Here is a 13912-nt window from a genome sequence, read left to right on the forward strand (position 1 = left end):
AGCCCTCCCATTCGGTTACTTCGCGCCGGTCAGCAGCTTGTCCATCGGGATTCTTTCCGGGTATTTTCCCTCGGTCAGAATGTCATATAAATACCTGTTATCCAGAATCATATCATCCCGGATAAGCTGCCAGTTTGCCTTTTTCCTGAAAAACACCTTGAAGATCAGAAAGTTCATGATCGCCCCAATTACCGGCGTGGTCATGCCGAAAGCCTCGGTGTGAGAGAAATGGCATCCTGTTTCAGTTCTTTTTCCTTCAAAGATGATGAACGCTGTTTTCTTGTCGCTCCGGAATACAATGCGGAAGTGGTTCTCATCCTGTTCGCATTCCGTAATCGAGCCTGTCACATCGTAGTCCAGCCCCATAACAATCTCGCGGAAGCGGACCTTGCTTCCCGCATGATAGTTCCCGTTATAGAGATTACATTCGATGTGGTAGGGACTCCATTTCACAAACTCTTCCTCAAAGTTAGCAGTCCATGCCTTTAATTTTTCATAGGAAGCCGGAATCTCTATCTGCTCTGTAAGAACAATCATTGTCAGTTTCTCCTATTCTGTCAAAGCGGCATCGGTGTCCGGGCGATCAGAATGACCGCCAGAATCGCGCCCACAAATGCCGCAGCCCCTATGACCGCCAACAACTTTTTGCTGAGTTTCTTCTTTGCTGCCTTGCCAATCAGAGCAGTGCAAGCCATGCAGACAGCCGCAGCAACAAGCGCAATGCCCAGCGTTTCCCATAGCCAAGAAAGTTCATGTAGGATTTTCATGCGTTCATCATCTCCTGTTCGTTAAACTGGAATTTATAGTCCTCTCAAAACCAATTTGCTTTTTCTTCTCGAAATACGGGAATATCACTATCTCGATATGGATTGTAATTATGAAGATTGCAACCAAACTCTTTTAATGATTTTATTTTGTTATCCTGTGTCCATACAATTAAAGATATTCCGTCAAATTCTTCAACATTTCCATTATTCATTTTGTTTTTAAAATACCACTCCACGATTGTTTGATTGCCTTGATGAAAAAATTGCTTAATCTCCCAGACAAGAACACTTCCGCGTGTATTCCATTCGTCAAACCAGTGCTTTACCGTTTTGCGGTTTTCATATTTAGGACTCCAACTCTCAGTATATACAACATCATCTGTAAAAATATTGTCAATTCCTAAATCTGCTTTCTTAATCCACATATCAAACCATAATCGGATAATTCTTTCTCTCTCGTTCATAAAGCACCTCCACAACTTCCGATTTGTCTGCCCCTTAAAGTCCAAGTCCTTCAACCCACGCCGCAAGCTCCTGATGCCCGACGCAGCCCTTGAAAACCTTGCCGTCCATCAGCTTTGCGCCTTTGCAGCTCGGCGCAAGGCGTTCGTTCGTCTTGCCAATGTCGCTTCCTCCGGAGGTCGCAAACGGGATGACCGTCTTGCCGGTCAGGTCATAGCTCTCAAGAAATGTATTGATAATCGTCGGCGCAACGTACCACCAGATCGGGAAGCCCACAAAGATGGTATCGTAGTCCTTCATGTTGTCCCGCTTTACGGCAATCTCAGGACGGGAAGCAGGATCGTTCATCTCAATCGTGCTGCGGGCGTTCTTGTCCATCCAGTTCAGATCGGCTTCCGTGTAAGGCACCTTCGGCTCAATCTCAAAGATGTCCGCGCCGATTGCCTCTGCCAGCGTCTCAGCTACCTTCGCGGTCACGCCGGACGCAGAAAAATATGCTACAAGTTTATTACTCATTGTGTTCTTCCTCATCAATCTTTTCATTTCCTTCATTCAGCATGAAGTATAGCAGAGCTTCCAGCAATGTTGCCATATAATGAAGCGACCAGTTTTCTTCCGGCTCTTTTGTCATCTTATCAAGCACGGCTCGAAAAGCCGTGGTACGGTCAATCCTTGTTTCCTCATCAATGCGGTCAAGTATGCCCTTCATTTTCAGGGCGAGTTCTTTTTCCTCGTCAGAAAGCTCCGGTATGCCAAGTAACTCAGATAGTTTCTTGTCCTGCATAATAGCATCGTATTCGATGTATGACTTGTGTTCGGCTGACATCAATTCTTCAAAGTAGTTGATAAAAATATGAACGCGAATGCCACCTTCTTCGTCCGGGGAGAAGCAGACGGTTTGCGATTTTTCTGCAATTTCTTTCAAAAATGCAAGGTCTTCTGAGTCATCGAACTCCGCAAACGGAAGAAACATATTGATTTCCGCGTGCCAACGATGATAGTCCACGATTCCCTTGATATACCCGCGGTGTTGCTTGACAAACGCATCACAGCGTTCCAGAAGATACTCGTAGTTCTTCTTGTCCTCCGGTACAATGATCTTTGGTATCTTGTCCATTGCTTCGGAGTACGCTTTCAGCATACCACAATTAACTGCGCGGTCAAACACCTCATCGCACCATTTATCGTATTCGGCAGACTCGGTTTCCCGGTAATCCTTCTCAAAGATAATATCGTCCATTGCGTTACCCCTTTATGATTTTCTCAAGCTGCATTTCGGTCGCGTTAGGCAGACGTGATTGCAGATGTTTTAGAATGCGTTCTTTGGATTCCTGCGGGTCTCGCTGATAGGCAGATGTGATAAGGTCGTACCCGAAAAGTTCTTCCGGCGTCGCATACTCTGCGACACCCCAGCCATAAGGTCTTCCGTATCTGTCCTGCATATAGACGAAATCCGCGATGCAGACATAGCTCTGCATTTGCAGCCGCGTGATGCACGTCTCAAAACCGGTGTTGCCGCCCTTGCGGTAGTTCAGAGCCTCTTTCAGCCGTTTGGAAAGCATCCCGCCTTCACCGTCTATGGCTTCATAAAGCTCCTTGTCCTTGTAGGACGCCAAGCCGTCATCCCAACGGGCGTCAAAGTCATAGCCGTCACGCCGGAAGTTCGCAAAGTCCGGAATCCACTCCCGACTCACAAATCCAGCTTTCTTGTTGAAAAGTTTGCCGTAGAGACATTTGCCGCTCCGCGCAGCCGGACCTTTCCATTCCCACGGACCATCTACATCATCCGCAAACCATAACTCAGGTGGACAAAGTTCCTCGATGGAGAAGCCGTGAATCTCATTCCGAAAGAAGGGCAGAAAGCCGTATTGCTCAACAGCGGCAATCAAGTCATCGGCACTATGCAGTTGTCCGACATCTCGCTCTGACATTACTCTGCCTCTTCAATCACGCCATAATCAATCAGGATGTTCTTCTCCGCATACTGCGGGTAAACAACACCCATCATCTCATACTGATAACGTCTTACGCGGCGATGCTCCTGAATTGGTTCCGGTGCATACGCAGCGGTTTCACAGTGCGCATACTCCGGCATTTCCGCAAGATCATCCCGAACATCACGGATAAGCGCGTCTGCCACATCATCAATGCTTTTGCCGGTCTCCACGGCAACCAGTTCGTGCTTCCGGACCGCCTTGTCCAGATCACCGGGGGAGCGAAACAGCTTATATTTCATATCATTGCCCGTCCTTTCTCTCTATCGGTCTGTCTATTCTTCCTGAAATCTGTTCTTTAGGGACGCAATCATCGCTTGTGCGGCAATGCTTAGATACAAAACTCCAATTTCATAAATAAAGTCGCGGTCAATCTCGATAAAGCATTCTCTAATGTGTGTGAAGACCAGTTCCAGCAAGTCCCTGTACAGTGGATCATCAAAGGGCTTGAACCGTGCAAACTTGCTTTTGGCAGCGTCCCATGTCATGGACGCTTCGCCCTCAGCACTGGTCATCGCCTCGCAGAGAATCATGCTGATGCCCATTTTCCCGTTGCCGGTCAGGAGTTCTCCTTCGTAATAGCTGAGTAGGTCTTTCTTGCGTCGGAGCGGAACCATATCACAGTTGTCATCCAGTTCAAATGCAATCAGCTCCGCAATCAGTTCCCGCCAGACCGCATAACCGGCGTTAATGGTTCCGTCCTCTTCGCGGCTGATGGTATCGTCCATACAGTATTGCTCATAGAAGTTATCTCCGTCAAGCTCGTTGCGGATGCAGAAGATATGCGCCAGCTCATGCAGAAGAATGTGTTTTAACACTGCCGGATGACGCGCTATGTCTGTCCGCAGCAGGATTCCGTCAACGCCGTCTTCTTTGCCGATGAAGGCAGAGGCGTGAAAGTCAAAATAGCCGTCCTCTGTATAGCGGTCTTCCAGCCGGTCAGGGAAATACTGCTTGCAGAACTGCTCAAAGACTTCCTGCTGGTTTTCCGTCTGAAAGCAGCGCAGTACAAGGTTGTCCTCACTGAACTCTGCCCCCAAGCGTTCGTTAAAGATGGAAGCGGCATAGAAAAGGGCTTCTTTATAGTCGTCGTTGTTCATCTAATTACTATCCTTCATCCTCATTCACCCCTCCGGTCTGACATTTTTCAGGAAGTCAGAGTGCGGTACATAAGGCAAGTTGAGCTGCCAGCCCATGCGGTTCAGTTCGTTGAGCTTGATCAGCATCAGGTTGATGTTTGTTCCCATTGCAGCCGAGAGCTGCACCACATCGTAGTCCTGCTTCATCAGGTCAATCAGCTCATCATCGTCAATGATCAGGTGTGAGGCAAACGCATTCGCCTCATATTCGTGTTTTGTGCGCATATCGAACAGCACGAACTCCGGGAGCGGTTCGTTTCCTTTGGCAAGATCACGGTGAAAGGTATCATGCCCGATCTCGTGACCGCAAACCATTTGCATGATCAGAAACTCCATGTTGGAGTTCAGAAGAATATGCCGCTCTTTATGGCGGTAGGTGTACATTCCGAGCAGATCGTTCAGATTGTCAAGAAAATGGAGATGAATGCCCAGCTCACGGGCAATCTTCAAGGTATCTCTTGTTCCACAGCTTTTGACAATACTGTTCGCCTTTTTGTATATTTCCTCGGAGCGAATTATCACGGGACCTTCACCCCTTTCATGTTGAAAACAGTCAAAGTAAATCCGTCAAGAAACCGAGACGCAGACAGTTATTCCTCTGCGTCCGTACCGGTCTTCTTGTATTTCTTCGGCGTGTATTTCTCAACATTCCGGGCTTTGGATTCCCAATATATATCCTGCAACGCCTTCATCACCGCATCCTTGTCCTGCTCAGACAGCGTACCGCCCGCAAACAAGCCGGACATCCCTTCAATTAGGTCCTTTGCCTGTTTCATGCCACGGGAGCCGTACTGCTCGGATGCCTGAACCACAAACTCTTCGTCCTCGGTCAGCAGATAGTTCACATCCACCTTGAAGTATTCCGCGATTTTTCTGTAAGCGTCCTTGGTACGGGGAAAGGAAATGCCGTTCTCGTACCGGGTAATCATACGCCTGTTGATCCCCAGTGCATCGGCTACTTCCTGCTGGGTCAGCTTCCGCTTCTCCCGTTCAGCCTTGAATTTCTCTCCAAACGTCATTTTGGTAATCACTCCTGTTCACAAAAAGTTTGCGACATCAAATTGCGCAAGTCTATTGACAAAGGCACTTGAAGTGCGTATAATAATGACTGAGCAATCCAACTACTCATAGTATATCTTGAATTGCTCATCCTGTCAAGGGGCATGAGTAGTTGTACACGAAAAAGTTACATCTTTTGAGCAGTTCAAATGGACAGGCATTTATGCTGCCGAAGATCATCCGTACCGGCATACACCGGTATGAGGGAACAGGAGTGAGAAAAACGGAAATGGCTACACAGTACAGAAAAGCATACGTCCCGGTTACGCTGGATGTGGACAAGGAGGGGGCAATCCTTCCTCGCCTTATCTGGTGGGACAACGGTGTAATCTTTCAAATCGACCAGATTCTATACAAATGCCGCGCCACATCCAAAAAGGTTGGGGGCGGAGGCATCCGTTACACAGTTCAGATTCGCGGAAAGGAGTCATTTCTTTTCCACGAAGGAGACAAGTGGTTCGTCGAAGCAAAGGAGGACAACTGCTCATGATTTTATCCCAGCGCCAACTTGAAGAAATTGCAGCCTCAACAACGAAGGACTTCAACCGGTTCTTTTTCGGGGATGAGGCTGACAAGCCCGACCGATCAGCTTTGCCAACACCCATTGATCAGTTTGCAAAGAACTATCTCGGTCTTCGCGTATCATTCGCCCGTCTCTCGCCGGACGGAAGCATCTGCGGTGTCACTGCCTATGCCGACACTGAGTACAAGATCACGGAACTTGGTATTACGCGCACACTGGCTTTGAAGCGTAATCAGGTCATCTTGGACGAGAGCTTCATTCGATCCGGAAACGTGCAGCGGCTCTGCGCCAAGCGCAGATTTACCCTTGCCCACGAGTGCGCCCATCAGATTCTCTTCCAACTGGAATCGGAAGAGGTAAAGGCGTCCTGCGAAATGAAATATTCCGCACGGACAGCCTATACGCCGCGAGAGCTGAAAACCCGCGAGGACTGGAACGAGTGGCAAGCAAATGTCTTGGGCGCGGCGATCCTGCTTCCTCAAAAAGAGGTTGACCTGGCAATGCGTCGGTTTGCAGAAACGTCGCTGATCAATTACGAGGGGAGGTATTCGTATGGTGATCACTTAACGCTGCGCCTTTTCTGCCGGTTGTTCGGTGTCTCCAAGACAACGGCGTCTATCCGCCTTCGTCAGCTCGGCTACATGGTAGATCGTCCATTCAGTGAGTATGTTGACCCATTGGAGGTGTGGTAATGAAGAGAGCATCCATTCGGGTTCAGGAACCGACGCCGGAGCTGATCGAAAAAATCCGCAGGGCAAGAGTTGCCATTTCCCAGCAGAAGCCCCGATACCTGAAATGTCCCTATTGTCAGCATAATGCCATTGCTGTCTACGAAGACACGAGAGGTCATGTAGAATCAAAGTGCAAGAAATGCGGGCGGATCACAGTCTTTGATGTGCTGAATATGAGAAGACTGCGACCGCGTACCAAGTAAGAACCAGAGGACAAGCCTCTGTTCTAAAATAAAATATATGTCATAGCTGAGCTGTGGAGCCGCCTGATAGGTGAAGTCATCCTAATGCCGCATGAGACAGAGTGTAATTACTCTGTTTTATCGGCATGGGATTCAAACCTCACCGTCATGCGGCTCTTTTTCTGTCTTCACCCTTCCCGCTGCTCCCGCGCAGCGGAAAGGATGAACAATGAAAATCCCTAAAACCCCTATCGCGTTCGATTACGACCTCTGGACTACGGAGGACGGCAAGTGCATGGTTCGCGTGAAACGAACCGGCGAAGTTTCCGAGGTTGACCGCAAGGTTATGAGAATCCTTCGCGCGGAGGAAAAGCGGATCAGACGCTCGTATGGCTCTGACAACACCTCTGAGAATGAGGACGGCGCAGAGAAAATTTCTGATACCGTGCTGTCCCTTGACGCTATGCCGGAGGACGATGTGAAGTCCGCTGCATGGCTGGCAGACTCCCGCGACTGCATGGAGGAACTGATCACCGCCCTCAAAGAGAAGGAGCTTCTTTCCATTCTGACCGAGAAGCAGCGCGAATTGTATCTTGCGATGACCCGTGAAGGACTGACTCTTCGAGAGTTTGCCCGAAGGAAAGGCATCGGCATCAGAGCTGCATTTGACCTCAAAGCAGCGGTGCAGAAAAAATTTCAAAGAATTTTTTGAGCGGTACTCAACAAACGGCAAAAAGATGTCCGTTGTAAAGTGAAAGGGTCAATCAGACCACTTCACTGCTCCTTGAAAACTGAATAGTTCAGTGCTGCGGATCTTTCCGCTTCTGCGAAGCAACACAGCTTCCGACGCCAAGACCTCCCGAAAGGGAGTGAGCGACCTCCGGAGAGCTATAACAGTCGTGTGGTGCGGCTGCTTGCGACGATGCAGATGCCGGGTATAATGATACTTCCGTCTTTTCTTTGAATGGGCGGCTCGGAGCGTTCCTCGGAGGGGTGAGAGTCCCATGATACCGATTGACCATTGGTAGTCCGCAGCATTCCCGGAACTGCAAAGTTCTTCTGGCAGGGGCGCGTGCTGCAAATATGCCGGACAATGAAACAAACCCAAAAGAAACTTACTATATAGTTTCAGGATGAAAACTATGTGGCAGGGTATCTTCACAAGATGCTCTGCCATATCCTTTTGTCCTGAATATTTTCACGAAACAGGAGGTGCTTAGAATATGATGGGCATTGAAGCAATGAAAAATGTCAGCCCGAAAACGGTTGACCGAAGCACACTCGTTCAGAGAAGCAGCATCCGGCTTGATCCTGCGGCACCGCGAGAGGACAGGCTGAGGGAGTTCATTAAGCAGATCAGAAATCCCTATTGTTATCTGGACGGAAAAACTGTGGTGAAGATCAGCTTCACCGAGACGGATACGACAATGGAAGATTGTCTGGAACACTATCTGAGAGGTCTTTGATTTATGAACAGTCTGAATCTTTTCGCCCGGTTCTATGGACAAGCGATTGAGCCTGTGGTATAATTTAATCGGTCAAAAAAGAAGAATACGGATTAAGCCGCTTGCCTTGATGGTCATGTGGCGTTTTCGTGTTCCTCTTCATAAGAGTTGAAGCAAGCCTTCGTCTTTCTGATTTGATGTACCACACCAAACAGAAAAACGGAGGTTATTTTTATGCCAGACAAGGTTTACCGCACGGCGATCTACTGCCGTCTGTCCCGTGAGGATGGAGACAAAGTAGAAAGCAACTCCATCGCCAGCCAGAGAGCCATCTGCGAGGACTACATCGCAAGGCATGAGGATTTGGAGCTGGTCTGTGAGCCGTTTGTGGATGACGGTTACAGCGGCGTTTCCTTCAATCGTCCTCAGTTCAAAAAGCTGGAAGAGGCAATCCGCAAGGGTGCGCTTGACTGCATTGTGGTCAAGGATCTCAGCCGCTTCTCAAGAAACTACATCGACGGCGGGCGCTACATTGAAAAGATTTTCCCGCAGCTCGGCATTCGCTTCATTGCAATCAATGATGCGTATGACAGTCTGACCGGTGATCCGCAGTCCGACTCCTTTGTTATCCCGTTCAAAAACCTGATTAACGATTCTTACTGCAAGGACATCTCCATGAAAATCCGAAGCAGTCTGGAAGTCAAGCAGAAGAGCGGTGAGTTCGTCGGCTCGTTCGCGCCTTACGGCTACATGAAATCGCCGGAGAACAAAAATCAGCTCATCGTGGATGAAGCGGTCAGCGAATATGTGCAGATGATCTTTTCCATGTACAAGGACGGCTTCTCCATCGGACGTATTGCAAAGCGTCTGAACCAGATGGGCGTCCTGTCCCCAATGGAATACAAGCATTCCGTCGGCGTAAAGTTCGATACCGTCTTCAAAACCGGCGATACCGCAAAATGGACATACAAAGCCGTCCAGCGTATTCTCACCAACGAGGTTTATATCGGCGTTCTGGCTCAGGGCAAGCGAGGCACTCCCAACTACAAAGTCCGCGTCGTGAAAAGCAAGGATGAATCCGAGTGGGTCAAGGTTGAAAACGCGCATGAAGCTCTTGTGTCCTACGAGGACTTCATGGCAGTCAAGGTCATGATGCAGCGGGATATGCGCTGCTCACCCGATCAGGATGAAGCACACCTGTTTTCCGGTTTCCTGTTCTGCGGAGACTGCCAGCAGCCAATGATCCGCAAGACTGTCCCGTCGAAGACGAAAAAGTATATCTACTACGTCTGCTCCACCAATAAGCACAGCCGGACGTGCAGCCCGCACAGCATCGCCGCAAAAGAGGTTGAGGAAAAGGTCTTCCGTGCCATCCATGATCAGATCGAGCTTGTCATCAATCTGGAACACGCGCTTGCGATGATAGAACGGCTTCCGTCTCAGAGCCGTAAGGCTTTCAATTACGAAGCTCAGATCACCAAAATCGAGGAAGAGATTGAACGGTACCAAAAGCTCAAGCTGGGGCTTTACGAAAACTTCATCGGCGGCGTCATTGATAAATCGGAATACTTCGAGTTCCGCAACAGCTACACCAAAATCATTGAGGGCAAGCAGGACGCGCTTCTGCGGGTTAAAAAAGAAATGAAGCAGACGGTGACAACCGGTACGACTGAACGAAACTGGGTGACGCTTTTCAAGCAGTATGAAAACGTCGAAGAGCTGAACCGCCGTGTGCTGATGTCGTTGGTTGACCGCATCCTGATTCACGAAAACCATGCAATCGAAATCGTCTTCAAATATAGGGACGAATACCAGCAGACGCTTGAATACATTCTCGGCTATGCCGACGAACTGGATATTGCCGTATAAAGGAGGGATGAGCAAATGGCAAGAAAAAGCAGAAAACAAATTGCAGTCGAAGAGCCGGTTATCGAACCTGTTTCTTCCGAGGTCTTCTCAACAGCCATCTATGCCCGTCTTTCCGTTGAAAACAGCGGCAAGTCCGAAAAGGTGGATGTCATCGCAAATCAGATTGAGATTTGCAAGTCCTACATTGCAGAGCGTCCCTACCTGAATCTGATAGATACCTATGTGGACAACGGACGAACAGGAACGGTTTTTGATAGACCGGAGTTCAACCGGCTGATGAACGACATCCGCACCGGCAGGATCAAGTGCCTTGTAGTTCGTGATCTCAGCCGGTTCGGGCGTGACTACATCGAGGCTGGAACCTATCTGGAACGGGTTTTTCCGCAGATCGGGCTTCGGTTTATCGCTATCAAAGAGAACTACGACAACTTTGATACGGACGGCTCCGGCGAAAGCCTCATCATCCCTCTGCAAAACATGATCAACACCCTTTACTCGAAGGACATCTCCCGCAAGGTTTCTACTGCGCTCAAAGCACAGATGGAAAGTGGAGAGTTCAAGAAGCGCAATCTCCCGTATGGTTATCGCTGGGATGAAGAACACAGCAATATGGTTTTCGATGAAGAAACCGCACCGATTGTCCAGAAGATTTTCCAATGGAAAATTGAAGGATTGTCCCTTCCTGCGATTGCAGACCGGCTTGATGCAATGAACGCGCCCAATCCGGAGTTTCAGAAGTATCAGGTCGGCGTCCGCACAGGCAATGCTACGGCAAAGAAGATTTGGAACAAGTCTTCACTCACTACCATTCTGGATAATCCCCATTACGTCGGAGATACCGTTCTCGGACGGACGCTGAACGCCATCTACAAGGGCGTCAAGAATCAGCATATCGACCGCGAGGAATGGATTGTTTTTCCCAATACTCACGAGGCGATTATTTCCCGTGAGGACTTCCAAAAGGTACAAGAGCTGCGCGACGCTGCTGCAAGGACAAGGATTGAGAAGATGGAGCGCACGGAGAAAATCCGTGCTACACTGATCAATCTCTTTGAAGACAAAATCGTCTGCGCAGACTGCGGCAGGAAGCTCTATTTCCATCGCAAGCGCGTTGACAAGCGCAAGGACGGCGCATGGTACGCCTTCTATGAGTGCAGCTCATCCGTCAAGCGCGGCAATCTCTGTACGCCGCACTATACGCGGCAGGACAAACTCGAAGCCGATGTGCTTGCGGCGATCCAGCTTCAAGTCAAGGCGGCTCTCAATTACGATAAGCTGTTTGCCAAGCTGAGAAACAGCGAAGGCGAACGCAGCATCCGCGATCAGCAGAATGCGCTCATTACAAGCCTGAATCTGAAACTCAGCGGTATTTCCAAGAAGCGTACCCGTCTCTATGAGGACTTCACGGAAGGCATTCTCGATGAAGAGGAATACGCCTTTGCCAAGAAAGCCTACGATGAGCAGTATGCCGACCTTTCCCGGCGGTTGGATGAAGCGGTTCAGCGGAAGGTAAAGTTTGCCGAGGCAATGTCCGAGGATAACAAGTGGCTCACGCTGATGAAATCCGTCAGCGGTGCAACGATGCTCTCTCAGGAGCTGATTGACGAGTCCGTAGAGCTTGTGAAAGTCTATGAGGACGGCTCAATCGAGCTGGTCATGAAATACGGCGATATTTACGCTCTGACCGTTCAGAGTATCAAGGAAGTACAGGAGGCGATGTAAATGAGCAAGGAATACAACATTGGCATCTACATCCGCCTCTCAATGGCTGATGAAGATACCGGCTATGGCAGCAAGGCGGAAAGTGACAGCATCGGCAACCAGCGTATGCTCATCAATCGCTTTCTCGACAATCATTTGGAGTTGTCTCACTGTCAGCGGTCTGAGTTTGCGGATGACGGTTATACCGGCACGAACTTTCACCGTCCTCAGTTCACGCAGATGATGGAGAAGGTCAAGCGCGGCGAGATTAACCTGATCTGCGTCAAAGACTTTTCCCGCTTTTCTCGTGACTACATTGAAACGGGAAACTATCTGGAATGCACTTTTCCATTCATGGGCGTCCGCTTTATTTCCATCAACGACGGCTATGACAGTGACGATTACAAAGGCACAACGGGCGGTCTGGAAGTGGTTATGCGCAGCATCATCTACGCCGCATACAGCAAAGACCTTTCCGTAAAGACCACATCGGCAAAAATCCAGATGATGAAGCAGGGCAAGTATGTCGGTGGCTACGCCCCATACGGCTACGTCCTGCATCCCACCATTCGGAACAAACTTGCCGTAGACCCGGAGGCGGCTGATGTGATCCGTCGTATTTTCCGCGAGGCGCTGGAAGGCAGCAACACCTCTCAGATCGCCCGCAGCCTGAATGATGACGGCATCCCGACGCCGGGGCAATACTTCAAGAGCAAGCATCCCGACAAGAAGAAGTTCAGTAACATGAGCGAGAAAATCAGTTGGGAAACCGTGATGGTCTATAACATCCTCAAAAACCTTGTTTACACCGGAACACTGGTCAGCCGCAAAATGAAGTCCTGCGGTGTCGGCTCAAAAAAACGTGTTGTCAATGAGCCGATTATCGTAGAAGGTACGCATGAAGCGATTATCAGCAAGGAAGACTTTGAGCTTGCTCAGAAGGTCATTCGAGGCGGAGGACGGAATCCCACGCGCAAGCAGCATGACTATCCGCTCAAGGGACTCGTCCGCTGCGGTAACTGTAAACGTGCTATGACACGCCGAAAGAACAAGGCTGGCATTCGATACTTCCAGTGCATTCACTCGGTCAACAACGGAAACACAGACTGTCCGGTTGGCAGGAGCTTTCCGGAAATGGATATTGAGAAGGTTGTCTTCCATGCCCTTACTCAGTTTCTTGCTTTGGCACAGAAGGAAGCAATACAGAACCGCGAAGTCGGTGATCTGCGGAAATCTGCCATCAAGGAATGTGCTGATAAAATCCGCACTCTGCAAAAGCAGAACGAGCAGCACAAGGCGTCCAAGCTGAGGCTCTACGAGAAGTATGCAGCCGGAAGCATCACGAAGGAGGCGTACATTCAGCAGAAGGCGGCAGCGGATGTGAAGATTGCTGAAAACGATGGAGTAATCCAGCGCAGTCACGAACGGATGAAGGAGCTTGACTCCGAGACCGCCTGTTCAGATGAAAAGCTGGATGCGGTCTGCGAACAGTACGCCGACTGCAAAGCTCTGACCTATGAGCTGACCCACGCATTCATTTCTGCGGTCTACATTTACGATCTTGACAACATAGAAATCGTCTGGAAGTTCAAGGACTTCCTCACTACATCAGAAGGAGAAGCCAAATGAAAGTATTTCTTTATACCCGCGTTGCCTGTGCGGATCAGCTTGCGGCAGCAGACCAGCGGGAAGAGCTGGAACGCTATGCGAAGGACAAAGGCTATGAGGTGGCTGCTGCTGTGGCGGCAGACGGCATCTCCGGCGTCCATACGGAAGGTATCATGAACTTCCTGCTGAACGAAGCCAAGCGTCAGGACATCGGTACGATCCTCACCCGCGACACCTCGCGAATCAGCCGGGACACTTCCTCTTTCATGAGGTTTGAGCGAAAGTTTCGGGAGAACGGCATTCGGTTCGAATATCTGTCCAAGCCTGACAACGAGCTTCCGGTCACTCCGATGATGGAGGCATTTGCGGCGGCGTATAAGAAGCGTCGCACAAAGAACGGCACAAGAGCATAGAGAAAACGCAAGCCGTTCA

Annotated in this window: 18 protein-coding genes; 8 read left to right on the plus strand and 10 right to left on the minus strand. The window is 49.5% G+C overall.

The window, feature by feature from the left end; all coding sequences use genetic code 11:
- Positions 1-15: 15 nt before the first annotated feature.
- From NQ490_RS12550 to NQ490_RS12595, 10 genes are all read right to left on the minus strand, one after another.
- On the minus strand, positions 16-537 hold the full coding sequence (locus NQ490_RS12550; protein ID WP_007046145.1) for an SRPBCC family protein: 522 nt from the start codon (positions 535-537) through the stop codon (positions 16-18).
- 20 nt (positions 538-557) lie between these two features.
- Positions 558-767: a hypothetical protein gene (locus NQ490_RS12555; protein WP_007046146.1), complete on the minus strand. Its 210-nt coding sequence runs from the start codon at positions 765-767 to the stop codon at positions 558-560.
- 44 nt (positions 768-811) lie between these two features.
- Positions 812-1231, minus strand: a complete 420-nt coding sequence (locus tag NQ490_RS12560) for a nuclear transport factor 2 family protein (protein ID WP_007046147.1) — start codon at positions 1229-1231, stop codon at positions 812-814.
- Between the two features lie 34 nt (positions 1232-1265).
- Positions 1266-1745, minus strand: coding sequence for a flavodoxin (locus NQ490_RS12565; RefSeq protein WP_007046148.1), 480 nt, complete (start codon positions 1743-1745; stop codon positions 1266-1268).
- Positions 1738-2469 carry a hypothetical protein gene (locus NQ490_RS12570; protein WP_006573502.1) on the minus strand — a complete coding sequence of 244 codons (732 nt, stop codon included), beginning with the start codon at positions 2467-2469 and terminating at the stop codon, positions 1738-1740. Before NQ490_RS12570 ends, NQ490_RS12565 begins: the two co-directional genes overlap by 8 nt.
- Before the next feature lie 4 nt (positions 2470-2473).
- Complete coding sequence (locus NQ490_RS12575; protein ID WP_007046149.1) at positions 2474-3160, minus strand: AlkZ-related protein; 687 nt, start codon at positions 3158-3160, stop codon at positions 2474-2476.
- Positions 3160-3465, minus strand: coding sequence for a hypothetical protein (locus NQ490_RS12580; RefSeq protein WP_007046150.1), 306 nt, complete (start codon positions 3463-3465; stop codon positions 3160-3162). Before NQ490_RS12580 ends, NQ490_RS12575 begins: the two co-directional genes overlap by 1 nt.
- A 33-nt stretch (positions 3466-3498) precedes the next feature.
- The gene (locus NQ490_RS12585; RefSeq protein ID WP_007046151.1) at positions 3499-4323 is read right to left on the minus strand and encodes a hypothetical protein; all 825 of its coding nucleotides are present in this window, start codon (positions 4321-4323) and stop codon (positions 3499-3501) included.
- 24 nt (positions 4324-4347) lie between these two features.
- Complete coding sequence (locus NQ490_RS12590) at positions 4348-4812, minus strand: ImmA/IrrE family metallo-endopeptidase (protein ID WP_242654970.1); 465 nt, start codon at positions 4810-4812, stop codon at positions 4348-4350.
- A gap of 140 nt (positions 4813-4952) precedes the next feature.
- Entirely contained in the window at positions 4953-5381 is a 429-nt protein-coding gene (locus NQ490_RS12595; protein WP_005934745.1) for a helix-turn-helix domain-containing protein, read from the minus strand.
- A gap of 203 nt (positions 5382-5584) precedes the next feature.
- Between NQ490_RS12595 and NQ490_RS12600 the strand changes: the two genes are divergently transcribed.
- From NQ490_RS12600 to NQ490_RS12635, 8 genes are all read left to right on the plus strand, one after another.
- On the plus strand, positions 5585-5911 hold the full coding sequence (locus NQ490_RS12600; RefSeq protein ID WP_005934743.1) for a hypothetical protein: 327 nt from the start codon (positions 5585-5587) through the stop codon (positions 5909-5911).
- On the plus strand, positions 5908-6636 hold the full coding sequence (locus NQ490_RS12605; RefSeq protein ID WP_007046153.1) for an ImmA/IrrE family metallo-endopeptidase: 729 nt from the start codon (positions 5908-5910) through the stop codon (positions 6634-6636). Before NQ490_RS12600 ends, NQ490_RS12605 begins: the two co-directional genes overlap by 4 nt.
- 450 nt (positions 6637-7086) lie before the next feature.
- Positions 7087-7569: a hypothetical protein gene (locus NQ490_RS12610; RefSeq protein ID WP_007046155.1), complete on the plus strand. Its 483-nt coding sequence runs from the start codon at positions 7087-7089 to the stop codon at positions 7567-7569.
- 511 nt (positions 7570-8080) lie between these two features.
- A complete protein-coding gene (locus tag NQ490_RS12615; RefSeq protein WP_007046156.1) occupies positions 8081-8323 on the plus strand; it encodes a DUF6870 family protein in 243 nt (80 codons plus the stop codon).
- A gap of 213 nt (positions 8324-8536) precedes the next feature.
- A complete protein-coding gene (locus tag NQ490_RS12620) occupies positions 8537-10171 on the plus strand; it encodes a recombinase family protein (protein ID WP_007046157.1) in 1635 nt (544 codons plus the stop codon).
- Positions 10172-10186: 15 nt separating this feature from the next.
- Positions 10187-11893 carry a recombinase family protein gene (locus tag NQ490_RS12625; protein WP_007046158.1) on the plus strand — a complete coding sequence of 569 codons (1707 nt, stop codon included), beginning with the start codon at positions 10187-10189 and terminating at the stop codon, positions 11891-11893.
- Complete coding sequence (locus tag NQ490_RS12630) at positions 11894-13501, plus strand: recombinase family protein (protein WP_007046159.1); 1608 nt, start codon at positions 11894-11896, stop codon at positions 13499-13501. It abuts the gene before it with no gap.
- Positions 13498-13893: a recombinase family protein gene (locus tag NQ490_RS12635; protein WP_007046160.1), complete on the plus strand. Its 396-nt coding sequence runs from the start codon at positions 13498-13500 to the stop codon at positions 13891-13893. Before NQ490_RS12630 ends, NQ490_RS12635 begins: the two co-directional genes overlap by 4 nt.
- Positions 13894-13912 lie beyond the last annotated feature (19 nt).

Origin of the sequence: Subdoligranulum variabile (assembly GCF_025152575.1) — a bacterium.
Classification (GTDB): domain Bacteria; phylum Bacillota; class Clostridia; order Oscillospirales; family Ruminococcaceae; genus Gemmiger; species Gemmiger variabilis.

Excerpts from the sequence above, each read along its gene's own strand:
- NQ490_RS12550 (WP_007046145.1), bottom strand. The coding sequence starts at position 537 with ATGATTGTTCTTACAGAGCAGATAGAGATTCCGGCTTCCTATGAAAAA.
- NQ490_RS12555 (WP_007046146.1), bottom strand. The coding sequence starts at position 767 with ATGAAAATCCTACATGAACTTTCTTGGCTATGGGAAACGCTGGGCATT.
- NQ490_RS12560 (WP_007046147.1), bottom strand. The coding sequence starts at position 1,231 with ATGAACGAGAGAGAAAGAATTATCCGATTATGGTTTGATATGTGGATT.
- NQ490_RS12565 (WP_007046148.1), bottom strand. The coding sequence starts at position 1,745 with ATGAGTAATAAACTTGTAGCATATTTTTCTGCGTCCGGCGTGACCGCG.
- NQ490_RS12570 (WP_006573502.1), bottom strand. The coding sequence starts at position 2,469 with ATGGACGATATTATCTTTGAGAAGGATTACCGGGAAACCGAGTCTGCC.
- NQ490_RS12575 (WP_007046149.1), bottom strand. The coding sequence starts at position 3,160 with ATGTCAGAGCGAGATGTCGGACAACTGCATAGTGCCGATGACTTGATT.
- NQ490_RS12580 (WP_007046150.1), bottom strand. The coding sequence starts at position 3,465 with ATGAAATATAAGCTGTTTCGCTCCCCCGGTGATCTGGACAAGGCGGTC.
- NQ490_RS12585 (WP_007046151.1), bottom strand. The coding sequence starts at position 4,323 with ATGAACAACGACGACTATAAAGAAGCCCTTTTCTATGCCGCTTCCATC.
- NQ490_RS12595 (WP_005934745.1), bottom strand. The coding sequence starts at position 5,381 with ATGACGTTTGGAGAGAAATTCAAGGCTGAACGGGAGAAGCGGAAGCTG.
- NQ490_RS12600 (WP_005934743.1), top strand. The coding sequence starts at position 5,585 with ATGCTGCCGAAGATCATCCGTACCGGCATACACCGGTATGAGGGAACA.
- NQ490_RS12605 (WP_007046153.1), top strand. The coding sequence starts at position 5,908 with ATGATTTTATCCCAGCGCCAACTTGAAGAAATTGCAGCCTCAACAACG.
- NQ490_RS12610 (WP_007046155.1), top strand. The coding sequence starts at position 7,087 with ATGAAAATCCCTAAAACCCCTATCGCGTTCGATTACGACCTCTGGACT.
- NQ490_RS12615 (WP_007046156.1), top strand. The coding sequence starts at position 8,081 with ATGATGGGCATTGAAGCAATGAAAAATGTCAGCCCGAAAACGGTTGAC.
- NQ490_RS12620 (WP_007046157.1), top strand. The coding sequence starts at position 8,537 with ATGCCAGACAAGGTTTACCGCACGGCGATCTACTGCCGTCTGTCCCGT.
- NQ490_RS12625 (WP_007046158.1), top strand. The coding sequence starts at position 10,187 with ATGGCAAGAAAAAGCAGAAAACAAATTGCAGTCGAAGAGCCGGTTATC.
- NQ490_RS12630 (WP_007046159.1), top strand. The coding sequence starts at position 11,894 with ATGAGCAAGGAATACAACATTGGCATCTACATCCGCCTCTCAATGGCT.
- NQ490_RS12635 (WP_007046160.1), top strand. The coding sequence starts at position 13,498 with ATGAAAGTATTTCTTTATACCCGCGTTGCCTGTGCGGATCAGCTTGCG.